General features: G+C 45.7%; 11 protein-coding genes. 8 read left to right on the top strand and 3 right to left on the bottom strand.

The genetic code is table 11. From position 1 onward, the window contains the following. The first annotated feature begins 75 nt into the window (after positions 1-75). From AB4Z17_RS20220 to AB4Z17_RS20190, 7 genes are all read left to right on the top strand, one after another. The gene (locus AB4Z17_RS20220) at positions 76-1,047 is read left to right on the top strand and encodes a hypothetical protein (protein WP_441961674.1); all 972 of its coding nucleotides are present in this window, start codon (positions 76-78) and stop codon (positions 1,045-1,047) included. Positions 1,048-1,088: 41 nt separating this feature from the next. After that, the gene (locus tag AB4Z17_RS20215) at positions 1,089-1,814 is read left to right on the top strand and encodes a thioesterase II family protein (protein ID WP_441961672.1); all 726 of its coding nucleotides are present in this window, start codon (positions 1,089-1,091) and stop codon (positions 1,812-1,814) included. A gap of 18 nt (positions 1,815-1,832) precedes the next feature. Then, positions 1,833-5,045 carry a non-ribosomal peptide synthetase gene (locus AB4Z17_RS20210; RefSeq protein WP_441961670.1) on the top strand — a complete coding sequence of 1,071 codons (3,213 nt, stop codon included), beginning with the start codon at positions 1,833-1,835 and terminating at the stop codon, positions 5,043-5,045. Further along, positions 5,039-6,310, top strand: coding sequence for an ACP S-malonyltransferase (gene fabD / locus AB4Z17_RS20205; protein WP_441961668.1), 1,272 nt, complete (start codon positions 5,039-5,041; stop codon positions 6,308-6,310). The genes AB4Z17_RS20210 and fabD overlap by 7 nt, the downstream gene beginning before the upstream one ends. A 43-nt stretch (positions 6,311-6,353) precedes the next feature. Further along, positions 6,354-7,697, top strand: coding sequence for a M20/M25/M40 family metallo-hydrolase (locus tag AB4Z17_RS20200; RefSeq protein WP_441961666.1), 1,344 nt, complete (start codon positions 6,354-6,356; stop codon positions 7,695-7,697). 54 nt (positions 7,698-7,751) lie between these two features. After that, positions 7,752-8,441, top strand: a complete 690-nt coding sequence (locus AB4Z17_RS20195) for a 4'-phosphopantetheinyl transferase family protein (protein WP_441961664.1) — start codon at positions 7,752-7,754, stop codon at positions 8,439-8,441. Positions 8,442-8,610: 169 nt separating this feature from the next. Next, positions 8,611-9,342 (top strand): MOSC domain-containing protein, encoded by a 732-nt coding sequence (locus AB4Z17_RS20190; protein WP_441961662.1) that lies wholly within the window; start codon positions 8,611-8,613, stop codon positions 9,340-9,342. Positions 9,343-9,408: 66 nt separating this feature from the next. On the opposite strand, the gene AB4Z17_RS20185 is transcribed toward AB4Z17_RS20190, so the two are convergent. The 3 genes from AB4Z17_RS20185 to AB4Z17_RS20175 are packed head-to-tail and all read right to left on the bottom strand — an operon-like array spanning position 9,409 to position 12,640. Next, positions 9,409-11,190: a CotH kinase family protein gene (locus AB4Z17_RS20185; protein WP_441961660.1), complete on the bottom strand. Its 1,782-nt coding sequence runs from the start codon at positions 11,188-11,190 to the stop codon at positions 9,409-9,411. An 18-nt stretch (positions 11,191-11,208) separates the two neighbouring features. After that, the gene (locus AB4Z17_RS20180) at positions 11,209-11,925 is read right to left on the bottom strand and encodes a DUF4956 domain-containing protein (RefSeq protein WP_441961658.1); all 717 of its coding nucleotides are present in this window, start codon (positions 11,923-11,925) and stop codon (positions 11,209-11,211) included. Between the two features lies 1 nt (position 11,926). Next, positions 11,927-12,640, bottom strand: a complete 714-nt coding sequence (locus AB4Z17_RS20175; RefSeq protein WP_441911187.1) for a polyphosphate polymerase domain-containing protein — start codon at positions 12,638-12,640, stop codon at positions 11,927-11,929. Positions 12,641-12,878: 238 nt separating this feature from the next. Here AB4Z17_RS20175 and AB4Z17_RS20170 point away from each other — a divergent pair, with 238 nt between their 5' ends. Next, on the top strand, positions 12,879-14,072 hold the full coding sequence (locus tag AB4Z17_RS20170; protein ID WP_441961656.1) for a purple acid phosphatase family protein: 1,194 nt from the start codon (positions 12,879-12,881) through the stop codon (positions 14,070-14,072). The last annotated feature ends 38 nt before the right edge of the window (positions 14,073-14,110 follow it).

Here is a 14,110-nt window from a genome sequence, read left to right as displayed (position 1 = left end):
GGTATTTCCTTCGCGCTGTACCGCCGAGAAACGATTAAATGATACGAGTTTGGATCTATTAAGGAGGATAAGCGGATGAAAGTTACGTTGGACAGACAACCATTTAATGAATTCTGGGCGAACTGTATGCTCAATCAAGCCTATTCAATCGCTGTTTCTGCTCATCCCAGCTACCGATATGCAGCATATTTGAACATTCATCGATATTATCCTTGGTCTGCAGCGACAGACCAGCAATTTCGATATCCGACGATTGATACGCTGTATTATCTCGACGATTGGACCAAATTCCCATTAACCGGTGTTATGAAGTGGATTGAGCCGGGGCACTTCCGCGATAAGGAAATGTTTATAGATGAAATAAAAGAGGTGCTTGACGGTGGGCGCAATTTAAGTGTGAATGTCGATTTATTTTATTGGCTGCCGGGAAGCATGGCTTGGAAAAAGTTTCATTGGTACCATTATTCGCTGTTTAATGGTTACGATAATGAACGCTCGTCCTTCTATGTCATTGACGATACGCTTGCTGGCTATAGTGAACATGAGGTTCCTGAAGATCGGCTCAGAAAAGCATTCAAAAATTCAGAATACAATATCAACAAAAACTATAATGGCCCTGCCTATTATATTTATAATCTTCATTCAACGATTAAACCGTATGAATTGAACTTATCGGAAGTTGTTGACAATGCGGAACGGCTTACGCGTGAGCTTGACGATTTCTCCATGGAGGGAATGTGGCAAGTAGATTCAAGCCCGGATAAATATAGTGCTCATATTACGTATGCACTCATTGGAATCAACATTATATGCAACCGGCATATTGCAAATGAAGGTCTTATTCGAACGCTGCGAGAGCAGAAGCAAATAAATGTGACATTATACGAATCCCTTAAGGATCAATTGGAGATGATCTGTGACGGCTGGAATGCGATCAAGCAATCTTTTGTTACGCATAAATTTCAGCGAGATAGAGAGATAGCTCTAGCAGAAAAACTATTTGCGATGGAAAAAATATTTTGGCGTACGCTGGCTAGTGGTGTTTAACAAAATCAAATAGCTTCCTAACAAGGTGGTCGTTCCTAATTATGGATAGTATACCGTTGCTTTGTTTGCCTTACGCGGGGGGCTCGGCTCAGGTCTATAAGAAATGGTCGCGGCAGCTGGATCCTTCTATTCAATTAATTCCGATTGAATTAGCTGGGAGAGGAAGCCGTATGAGTGAGCCGCTCTACGAGGATATTCATGAGGCAGTTAAAGATATATTGCATTTAATCCGCGACTATACACAAAATCAGTATGCTTTATTCGGCCACAGCATGGGATGCTTGATCGCTTATGAATTAATTCATAGCATTCATGCAGCAGGATGGACGCTCCCCTCCGTAGTTTTTATGTCAGGGTATGGGGCGCCTCATTCCAGCCATGTGAACCGAGAAATATATCAGCTTCCCGATAAAGCTTTTATTGAAGAAGTATTAAGCCTTGGCGGAACATCTGCTGAGCTGTTCGAGCATAAGGAGCTGCGAGACGTATTTATGCCTATACTGCGAGCTGACTTTAAGCTGGTTGGCACGTACAAGCCAGAGATTAAGCGACCGCTCCCTCTTCATCTCATTGTTATGAATGGCTCTGAGGACAGCAGCCTGTACGGGACTTCAGAAGATTGGCAGTCACAAACGACGGAGACCTGTAAAATCGTCAACTTCGAAGGAGGCCATTTTTTCATACATGAACGGGAACAGCAAGTCGTTGCGCTCCTAAATGATACGCTCCTGAGGACATTGGCTGCCAAAGAAATCATCCATTCATAATAGAGAGGAGCAAAAAATATGGATAAGGTATTCATAGACGCTGGGCAGAGAAATCAATATTTGTGGCGAGAGGATGGAGGGTTTCCCTCGGACTTGCTTAGCAGAGAAGCGGAGTATCGTTCTATGGAGCAGCGCATCCATTTACCCAAAGAGCTCGCAGAAATGCTGCTCCGATATGCTGAACATTCCAATCAGCGATTGTATAGCGTACTGCTTACTGCGGTTTATATCATGCTTTATAAATATAAAGGGGATGACCAATTAACGATCGGCATTCCGTCTCAGAGATTCGGAAGTCATATGGACGGGACATGGATTCCGCTTCAAATCAGGGTAGATGAGCAAAATATGCTTCAGTCATTGCTAAAGCAATTAGACGGAGCTCTGAATGAATTCGAGGATAGTAACAAGGGACATATTTTGGAACTAGAAACGATGGATTCTGCCAGAACAAGCAGCTTTAATTCGGGACAGGCTGTAGCCGTAACCTTGGAAAATAGTTATGGGAAACCGAGCGCTGACGGGGTTGGTTTGCTCTTTTCGTACAATGTCCAAGAGTCAGAATCACCCGCCATAACGCTTACTATGACATACAATAGCTCTGCTTACAGCACGACAATGATGAAAAATTTAGCTAATCATGTTCATCGGGCAGCGGAGCTGTTAGTTCGAGGCGACGACGTTCTCCTTAGAGATGCAGCCATATTGGATGAAGATGAAGTTCAAGCATTAATAAAATCACTTTGTATTGGTTCATGCTCATCGATTGAAGCTAAGCCTTTGTATAGAAAGGGAATAGCTGGTGAATCAAGCATAACCCTGCATCACCTATTCGAGAAGCAGGCTCAATCTCGCCCCCATGAGACTGCACTTATTTGCGGCGAGGAGTCGTTTACTTACGACACGCTGAATCAGCGGGCCCACGAACTTGCTAGTAGATTGCGCAGCGAAGGCGTGCGTTCAGGAATTGTGGTTGGACTGATGGTGGAGCGAACGGTCGAGCTGGTAGTTGGCATCATTGGCATCTGGAAGGCTGGAGGCGCTTATTTGCCCATTGATTTGGAATACCCAGAGGATCGCATTCATTACATGCTGGAGGATACTAAGGCACAGGTTTTGTTAACGCAGCACGATTACCTCTCGAAAGCTTCTCAATATGAAGGCAATATTGTTTGTATCGATGAGAGAGACGAGCAGTACGCTGCTGGCAGGGAAGAGAAGGATTCACATATACTCTCAAACAGCATGGAGCAGGATAATTCCTCTCAAAATCTAGCTTATGTGATCTATACATCAGGTTCAACAGGCAGACCAAAAGGTGTCATGATTCAGCATGAGAGTGCGATACGGTTCATAGAAGGAATGGCAGAGCAAGTAGAATATGTACCAGGAAAAACGATTGTTGCTTTAGCAAGCGCTGCGTTCGATGTATCTATACATGACTTAATTATGCCGCTTCTTTATGGGATGAAGGTGATTCTAGCATCACAAGCGGAGCGCAGAGACCCAGACCTGCTCGATCGTCTCATCGTCAAACATGATGTTGAGATGATGGTAACTACCCCGATGAGACTGCAAATGCTGCTGGCTGGCAAAGAAGAGAGACCATGCTTGCGCTATTTAAAAGATTTGATCATTGGCGGGGAGCCGTTTATTCCAACCCTATGGAATCGGCTGAAGCCTTATCCACAGCTTCGAATATACAACGTGTACGGGCCGACAGAAACGACGGTATGGTCAACGATACAGCGGATTGAGGATAATCATCCTGGAATAGGCAAACCGCTTGCTGGAGTACGAACGTACATTTTGGATAAGGCGGGACGTCTTCAGCCTCCTGGAGTAGCTGGTGAACTTTGCATAGCGGGGACAAGATTGGCCCAAGGCTACTTTGGAAAGCCGGAGCTTACGGAGGAACAGTTCGTTAGCGACCCTTTTTATCCCGGTGAGAGAATGTATAGAACAGGTGATCTTGCACGCTACTTAAACGACGGAAACCTCGAATTTCTCGGGCGCAGTGACTTTCAAGTGAAAATCCGCGGACATCGCGTCGAGTTGGAGGAAGTTGGAATGATGCTCGCACGGCACGAGGACATTACTGAATCGGCGGTGCTGCTGGAAGAGGAGCAGTCTAATGGCGGATTGTTATGCGCTTATTATGCAGCAGAGTCTGAATTGTCGACATCAGAGCTTCGCAGCTTTATGGCAAGTCGAGTGCCTGAATATATGGTGCCGCAGCGTTACATTTGGCTTGCAGCATTGCCATTGAATAATAATGGAAAGATTGATCGCAAGGCGCTGCCAAAGCAGAGTGAAGTGGCTCGTTTGCGGGATAATGCCGCATTTGCTCTGCAGCTGCTTGAGCTGGATACCGATACGGAGCGGAAAGTAGCGGCTCTTTGGCAAGAGGTGCTGCATACAGTCGACTTTGCCGCTGAAGACAACTTCTTCGAGGTAGGAGGCAACTCCATCCTGCTTGTTGCTTTACATCACAACTTGGAGCAGCACTACCCTTCTCGTGTATCCGTTGCAGATTTGTTCGGACATGCGACACTCCGCGGAATGGCTGCGCTAATGGATGCACCATTCAGTGAAGAAGGAGATATGGATGGACTAGCAGGGCTGAAAGGTTTAACTTTCCCTAATCGCATCATAAGCAGAGAAACGGGTATGGATCATGCAGCCATTCCCCGTTTATGCAAGCTGGATGAAGCGCTGCTCGGAAAATTGATGCAGCTATCAGAAGACATTGGATCAGATATCGTCGATATATTGCTTGTCCTTTATATGTACGTGCTCTCCGATATTACGATGTCCGATGAAGTTACAGTCATCGTCAAAGACGGTGTAGGAGATCGGATGGTGCCTGTGACGCTGAATATGTCCCACTATATGACGGTTGTGGAAATGATCCCTGAAGTAGCTGATCAACTGGAAAACGGCRACTATTATACCTTTTCCTCGCTTGCGACAGCAGCTGGTTTCCGTACATTGGACAATGGAATCATACCATGGTTCTCTTCAACCGACTTGAGAGGAATGGAGTCCTATATGCCGCTAATCGGCTTTGCGCTTCAGCTTGAGTTTAGTGAAGACGAGTTAAACATCCGATGTCTGTATGATGCTCTTTCATGGGACATAGCAAATGTGGATGAATTGCTCACTCTGTATCTAGCATCTCTCAAGGTTGTAATGGCAGAATTAGAAGAGGGAGCTGAAAGCGTATGGTAGGCGGTACATTGCTGTTTCCCGGTCAAGGCTCACAGTATGTTGGCATGGGCAAGGATTTGTATAGGAAATATGAGCTCGCCAAAGAGACCTTTCATGAAGCGAATGAAGCGATAAACATGGATTTCACAAAACTTATGTTTGAGGGCAGCATGGAGGAATTGACAAGGACGGAATATGCACAGCCAGCTATATTAACTGTAGGGATGGCAATGTACAAAATATACAGAGACCTGCTGGGGAAGGCTCCGCAATTTTTAGCCGGTCATAGCCTTGGAGAAATTACCGCCTTGACTTGTGCAGGGGGTATCCCATTTGACAGCGCTGTCCGTATCGTTCATCGTCGCGGTGAGCTCATGCGTGATGCGGACGATGCCGGCAGTGGTGCAATGGCGGCGGTAATGTCGCTTAGCGCAGCTGAAGTTGCAGCGATCTGCAAGCACGCTAGTTCCTCGTTTCAGGGTGGAGCTGAAATTGTTGTAGTGTCTAATATTAATTCAGATGATCAGGTTGTCATTTCTGGACATAAAGGAGTATTGAACGAAGCGGTGCAGCGTATCTCCAAGCGGGGAGGCGTTGTCATCCCGCTTCATGTGAGCGCGCCGTTCCACAGTCCTCTTATGGCACCGGCAGCGCAGCTATTTGCAGAGGAGCTTAAAGGACTGAAGCTTGGAACACTCCAGCATCCGGTTGTTTCCAGTGTGACTGCAAGATTATATCGGAGTGCGGATGAGATTCCAGCAGTGCTGGCTGAGCAGATTACCGCACCCGTACAATGGACAGCGGTTATCCGTTTTTTGCTGGAGAACGGGGTTTCGGAAGCGGTTGAGATGGGCCCCCAATCGATATTGAAGAAACTAGCCAACAATAGTACAGCCCTGAGGGTGCTTTCTTTCGACCACGAACCGGATAGGGAACAGCTCCTTGAGAAGGGCCGGGATGAGGGGCAACACTATTCGTTAGATTTTATTATTCAATGTTTGACTATCGTTACGTGCATGCGTAATCGGAACAGGGATTTAGAGCAGTATGAGCAAGGTGTAGTTGTACCTTACCGCGAGGTTCAGACGATGTTGAATGAGCTTCAGCTTTCTCGTGGCAGGGCAGAGTGGAAGCATCTGGTTAAGGCTTATGAGATGCTGATCTCTGCGTTCCATACGAAGCTTGTTCCAGAGAACGAACAGCAGGATCGATTGGAACAAGTGCTTCAAGACAACGGCCTTAAGGATAAATTAGGTAGTCGATTTTTAGCTTCAAATAGAAGTTAAAGGATGTAAAAGGGAAGTCAACCATGCCAAGGAGGACTTTACGATGATTAGCAGCTTGGACGGGCCAATATATGAGTCTCCTCAATATCTATTGCAGCAATTAATACGGTTTAATACAACGAATCCGCCAGGCAATGAGCGAGATTGTATTTATTTTATTCGTGATCTTCTTCTTGAATCGGGAATCAGCGATACGATCATTATTGCTCAAGAAGAGCATAGACCTAATTTAATTGCACGATTAAAGGGGTGCGGAGATGCACCTCCTTTTCTCATGTACGGGCATGTTGACGTTGTAGGTGTAGAGAAGCAAGCATGGAGCCGCGATCCATTCGGGGGTGAGATTATCGATGGTTACGTATGGGGGAGAGGAAGCCTAGATATGAAAGGCGGTGTAGCGATGATGCTTGCCGCCTTTCTAAGAGCCCATGCAGAGAAAACAGCATTACAAGGCGATATGATTTTGGCTATTGTAAGTGATGAAGAAGCAGGCGGGGATTTAGGAGCCTCCTACTTAGTTAAACATCATTCTTATCTTTTTGCTGGTGTGAACTATGCGATAGGGGAGTTTGGTGGCTTCTCCTTTCAAGTAAGCGGCCAAAAATTTTATCCGATTATGGTGGCAGAGAAACAAATTTGTTTCCTTAGAGCTACTGTTAGAGGAGGAGGCGGACATGGTTCTCTTGGCCAAAATGAAGGAAGCATGGCGCAGCTTGCCTATATGCTGGGAGCGTTAAATAAGGTCAAGCTGCCGATTCATGTCACGCCCGCAGCGTCGTATATGATTCAATCCATGGCATCGGCATTGCCCCTATTGCCGAGGTTATTATTGAAAGGGCTGCTTCGGCCACGCCTGAGCAATCTCATGCTGAGGATAATGGGTGACAAGGGAAAGCTGTTTCAACCGCTGCTTCGCAACACAATAAGTGCTACGATTGTGCATGGCGGCGAAAAAATCAATGTGCATCCAAGTGAAATCATCGTGGAGATGGATGGGAGGATGCTGCCCGGTTTTACTCCAGAGCAGTTCATAGCCGAGCTGTACGATCATGCCATAAAACATCAAATAACGTTAGAGGTGATTCGTCATGACCCTTGTCCAGAAAGCCCGGAAATGGAATTGTTTGAATTGCTGTCAGATGTCCTGAAGAAAGCGGATGAAGCTGCAGTGCCCATTCCGATGCTGCTGCCGGGTGGAACAGATGCGAGACATTTTTCAACATTAGGTATTCAAACGTATGGTTTTTTGCCAATGACGCTCCCAGAGGACATGAATTTCTCGGAGTTGATCCATGCTGCAGATGAGCGTGTGCCTGTTGTTGCTATTCGTTTTGGGGCAAAAGCTATTCATGAAGTGATGGCGCGTTATGGAAATTCGAGGTTATAATAGATTCAGACGAGTGCATTAAGGATAAGTTGAGGGGGAAAGGAGCAGCAAGCTGTGCAGGCTGAAATCATGGTTTTGAAAATACCGCAAAACATCACGTCGAATGACTACCGGCAATTGTTAAGTCTCGTATCAGAAGAGAAGCGTTTAAAAATAAGTCGATTGCGACAGCAATGTGATGTTTATCGGACTTTATTTGGTGAAGTGCTTGTACGTGCTGCAATTGTGCGAAACCTAGACCTATCCAATCAAGAGATTCAGTTTACTTACAATTCATATGGTAAGCCGTCACTTATCGGTTGCGAAGATTTTCACTTTAATATTTCGCATGCTGGAGATTGGGCTGCCCTATTTATAAGCTCTTCCCCGGTAGGCATTGATGTGGAACAAATATGTGAAATAGATGAAAGCATAGCAAAATCTTATTTTTCGAAAACGGAATATGAACGTTTGTTTTGTTTGAGAGGGGAGGAGCGAACCGCTTATTTCTATGATCTTTGGACGCTGAAGGAAAGTTACATAAAAGCAAAGGGTAAAGGGTTGTCCATACCGCTTGATTCCTTCTCAATACATATTGGTGAGGATAGCTCCATCGCTTTAACTCCGAGAACGGAAGCTTATTTTTTCAAACAATATGAACTGAACCGAAGCTATAAGCTGGCGGCTTGTACTACTGCTCCAAAAGGTTTCCCTAATCAGCTGCAGCATTGGAGCATGGAGGATTTAATACACCTCTTTTTCTAATTGTAATACATTGCGTTTGTACCATTCATGTGAAACGACATGGCGCGTGATAAGCGAAAACCCTTTCTGTATCGAAAGGTGGACTTCGCTTATCGCGCGTCTTTTGTGTTTATACTATAATCAAAGATATTTATGTATGGAAGTAAACGGATGTATGGAGGTTGTTGGATTGACATTAACGTTGATTGGTGAAATTAGTGGCATAAGCAGGTACCCGATTAAGTCATTTGCAGGAGAGGAACTGGATGCCTGTAAAATCGATAGATACGGATTAATGGGCGACCGTTGTTATGCTTTTTATGATGAAACAAAGGAAGGCTGGGATAGCTTCTTTACTGCAAGAGAAATTCCGGCGATGCTGGCATACAAAGCGAAGCTGGTTGATGAACGCACGAGCGCAGAGCATCCCCTATTAGAAATAACTTCTCCAGAGGGTCAGACCTTCAGCTGGGACGAGGAGCTGTTAGCTGAAATGCAGAAGTACTCCAAGAAGAAGATGCGGATGCTCAGTTATAAAGCACAAAGTCCTGACCTTAAAGCGGTGGATGAAGGCAGTATCCTCATCATCACCGATAGGAGCTTGCAAAAGCTCGAAGCGATATGRGGAAAACAGCTGGACGCGCGGCGCTTTAGAGCAAATATACTTATTACAGTAGAGGAAGGCGCTTTTGGAGAAAAAGAGTGGCTAGGCAGACGAATAACGGTAGGCGGTGCTGAATTGCAAGTGGATAAATATTGTGATCGCTGCTCCATGGTTACGCTTGATCCAGATTCGCTAGCACGTGATGCTTCCTTATTGAAAAAAATTAACACAGAGATGAATTTAAACTTCGGGGTGTATGCTTCTGTAAAAAAGACAGGAGACATTGAAGTAGGCGAAAAGGTATTTCTTATGGATTGAAAAAAATCGCTGCCCGAATGCCACTGTGGCAAGGGGGCGCGATCTTTTTTTTTTGAACTAGAATGCTTATAGTCGTTTACGTTTATAGAAGACGATGAATGCACAGGAGAGAAGCAGGATCACGATGGCGATTCCAGCCGTCGCGGCTTCTTTAGGACTGCCTTGTGCCTGAGTTTGCTGCGTGCCAGGGCCGCCGAAGCCTCCGCCCATGCCGCCACCCATATCATTTGGTCGTTGGCCGCCAAACCCGCCTTGCATGCCGCCTTGCTGATTAGGCATTTGACCATCTGGCGGCGCCATGCCCGCATCGCCTTGAGTGCCCTGTGTAGTAGGGGAGGTAGTGTTGTCAACTACTTGCTGAACGACGCCATCTGCCACAGCACCTTGCGGACTCAGCTCTTTGTTCGCTGTAATTCCGGCATTAAGCTGTCCGGCTCCTGCGTTAACAGCAGCATTGCTGTTTCCCGCATCGGCTTGACCGTTACCCTCCTGAGCGTTTGGCCGATTGCCGCCGAATCCGCCACCACCGCCCATTCCACCACCGCCACCCATCCCGCCGCCGCTGCCAGATCCGTCGCCTGCTGCAGGCATGGTACCGGCGAGCTGCTGTGCAATGGTGCTGGTTTGCTGCGAGTTAAAGGAAACAACCTGAGCAACACCTTGCTCATATTGCTCATACGTGTAGAAGGAGGAAGGGTCTGCCTTTACATAGTCCGAGATCATAGCTTTAATTACATCGACCCTTGCCTGAAACGTATCGGTTGCCAAATACCCTTCTAACATATCAGTAACGATTTCGTGATATTTATCTTTATAGGCATCCACTTTAAGCAGCTTGTCAATAAGCGGCCGATCGGCTATCGCGCCAGTAGTTGGCTCATCAATGAGCACGCTGGAGCCGCCGAAACCGCCAAAGGACATATTGTAATCCCATGGCAAAATGCTGAAAATACCGTCATCCTCATACAAATAATAATTATGTTTTTTCTCAGAGAGGTAGCTGTCAAAGTTGCCGGCTACTGCGTTTAAGGCAATGAACTTAAGCGCTTCATCAACGTCCAGCACACTCTCGTAACTTGCGCCATTGTTCAGTTCATCCAGCATATCGAGCAAAATATCATCATTTGATTTGTCGGACTTCAAATCGAGTCCCGTATAGGCATCGATCGTTTCGAGCCAGTTGAGCTCGCTGCCGTTGCCGCCGTTTGCTTTGTAAAGCGCACCATATGCATTGCCGAAATTACGTTCAAGATAGGCATCGCCAATCTGCTCGACAGCCAAATAAAAGCCCCAAAGCTCGCCATTGACGTAAACATTGACATATGAGTATTTTGGGGTTGGAAGTCCCATTTGCTCAGCAAGCTCATACGATAGAAACTCTCGCATATAAGAGGCATCGCTGTAGTTGTTATTTAAATTAATTTTGCTTATTCCTTGCAAGGTTTGATTAACATATTCATCGAATGAAATTTTAAAGCTGTATCGATCGGAATCGGTCATTCTTACGACACTGTTCAAGCTGAGGTTGCCCTTCGTTCGAATGGCTACGTTATCGAACTTCTGACCGTTGTATTCGACCGAGGCTTCTTTATATTCCTCCGCGCTGGCGTTGTCCAGCATATTTTGGAACGCATCCTCGTCGATCGTAATTTTTACATCTACGATTTTATCTTTAGGAAAAACCGTTTCATCTAGCTTTTGCTCATCCGCTGATTTCTCATCTGTACCCGTTGCCGCACCAGAGCTGCTGAGACTGAAGGATGTACCGCCTGCGGCACATCCAGCGAGTAAAGTAACCAGGAGAATGGAGCAAAAGCATAATAAGATTACACGCGCTTTCGCTTTCATGAAAACACCTCCCGATAATTAGGATACATAGTCCCCGCTATAGCTAATAAGTACGGCGTTACGAACGCCAGCCAGCTCCGTCAGTTGGTTAACGAAACGTCCGGTTTCGTCGCGAAGGCGAATTTCCAGCGTCATTTCAATATTGCCCTGCGTCACTGTTTTTTGCTTCACGTTATAACGTTTAACGAGCGTGCCGACTTGCTTGTGAACAAGCTGCTCGGTAGCATCGCTGTCGCAGTTAACAACAAGCAGGTAAGGTGTTTCCACCGATCCGCCCTTAACGAAGAAGAACAGAATAAGACCAACCACAACCGAACCAATTACCGCTAGTGTAAAGAAGCCCGCGCCAGTAACGATACCTGCAACAGCAGCCCAGAATAGGAAAATTAAATCGGTTGGATCTTTAATTGGAGTACGGAAACGGACGATGGACAGAGCGCCAACCATACCGAGCGACAGCACGAGATTGGAGTTAATTGCGATAATGACAACTGCTGTAATCATGGTCATGCCGATCAGCGAAACGTTAAAGCTTTTTGAATAAAGCACGCCGCTAAATATTCGTTTATAAAGCAAGTAAATGAAGAAGCCGAGTAAAAAAGCGACGCCTAGCGTAATCAATATTTTCGAAAGGCTGATATCAGAAGCAAAGTTATCCAGTACTGAATTTTTTAAAAGATCGGCAAAATTTGTTGTCGTCTCCGTTGCTGCCGCGGCAGTTGTAGTGGTTTCCATTTTAATAATCCTCCCATGTGTTGAACTTCAAATGTTTTCGGCAGATGACATACTTTGATGCGGATTGCCGGTTTAGTCCTTCCAGCTGCAAAGCGATTCGGATAAAGGCTGGAATGTATTCGTCATATTTCACCTCAAGAATGATTAAATCATTGTCGAGTGCGCGTACGGGCTCCACCTTTTCATCAAAAATATTAACGGCATGAAGCCCGGTGCGCAGCTCCTTGTCGAACGTAATGCGTACGTTGCCGTTAGCGTAAACATATGGCTCACGGACATAATCGACGATGACCTTCGGACGCAGCAAATGATGCTTCATTTCATTGTGAATTTCGTTCAAAAGCGGCTTGTCCGGCCCTCTAAGGACGTCGTAATCGCCATCCATAAGCTTGTCGTACATTTCCCTCGTTAGCGGTTCCTTCACCTTTGCGATGTAGTCCTTGAATTTAATTTTTTTCTCAAAATGAATGACATGGTCTTGGCCATTGTATATGCGGATACGATATTTGACCCGATCGCGAATGCCGCCAAGCTTCTCATGCAAAGCTTTGTTGTTTATATCATCAAAATATAAGCTTCTAATATGGTACTCGCCTGACGGACCGACATGTTTGTCTTGTTCCATCAGCTCCTTTAGCCGCTGGCGAATAATAAAGTATTGATGATAGTTAATGAAAAATTTCAATTCATGGCGATAGTTTAGGTTCTTGTTCATCTCACACCTCATTTCATGTTCAGCGCCCCTCGCTGCTTACAAATGTTATTCTACGGGCCTTTACTTATTCTTAACTTAAGGCTGGCTGAAAGATTGCTGAATGCGCCGTGCAACAGCTTTTTGTTAAGATATAATTAAAATTAGATAGAGAAGAAGGAGTGTGACTAGGATAAAAATCCGAAAAGACATGATGATACTGCTCATATGCTGCGCCTTATTAGTTGTGGGAGCCATTGGCATGGAATGGTTAAAGGCCAATAAGTCGGTGAAGCCAGCCGCGATTGTGACTACGTTGAAGGGCGATCCAAAAACTAGCCGCGCCTTCACTTGGCATAGTACGAATGCACACTCCGATTCAACTGTTCAGATCATTGAAGGAGCCGTCCCTAGCGATTGGGAAGAGGCTCATGTAATGACTTTTAAGGGTACAACATCATCGATTGACATAGGTGAGGATACTTTGCGGGGTGTTCATAAAGCAGAAGCAACCGGCCTTAAGCCGGGAACCATATACACGTACCGAGTAGGCAGCGGAGAAAAAGAGGCATGGAGCGATGCTGCACAATTTAGGACGGAGGCTGAAGCAAGCGATGCTTTTACTTTCATAAACGTAACGGATTCGCAAGGCGTGACGGAGCAGGATTTTGAGCTGTGGGGAAATACGCTGGATCAGGCGTTTAACGTTTTTCCGGCGTCTGCCTTTATCGTCCATAATGGTGATCTGACAGAAGAGCCCACCGATGAGCATGCCTGGACCGAGCTTTTCGCAAAAGCAGGCAAGTGGGTAACACAGTTTCCATTTATGCCAGTTACGGGCAACCATGATGAAGTGGATGGAGATGCCAAGCGATTTGTTTCTCATTTCAACTTACCTGCGAGCGGCGCTAAGGGATCGAATGCGGGAACGACATACTCGTTTGATTATGGTTCTGTTCATTTTGTTATTTTAAATTCGGAATCGAATATAAAGGAGCAAACAAGCTGGCTGAAAAAAGATTTGGAGAGCACGGATAAGCCATGGAAAATCGTTGCTCTGCATCAAGGGCCTTATGGAGGCAATACGAACAAGAAGGTGAAGGATTGGACAGCGCTATTTGATGAATTCGAGGTTGATTTGGTGCTGCAAGGTCATAATCATGAATACTCCAGATCCTATCCGCTTCGTGATGGTCAAATCACAGGCGACGGTGATCAAGCGGTGCAAAACCGAGCGGGCACTGTATATGTGGTAACCAATACAGCAGGGCAAAAATTCAATGAGAAAAAGGAAGATAAGTTTTATCATAAGGTTCATTTTCAGAATGAGAAGCAAATGTTTGCAGGGATTACGGTAAATGGCGACAATTTAACTTATCAAGCCTATGACGTGGAAGGTGCAAAGCTGGATGAGTTCGTGCTACAGCACGGAGATGCCAATGCTAAAATGAAGTGACATTACAAAAAGCCGATTTCTTTGCAAGCTAAGAAATT

The organism is Paenibacillus sp. TAF43_2 (assembly GCF_052113545.1).
Taxonomy (GTDB): Bacteria; Bacillota; Bacilli; order Paenibacillales; family Paenibacillaceae; genus Pristimantibacillus.
The sequence above is the reverse complement of the archived record's forward strand: the minus strand, read 5'-3'. Positions and strand labels throughout refer to the sequence as shown.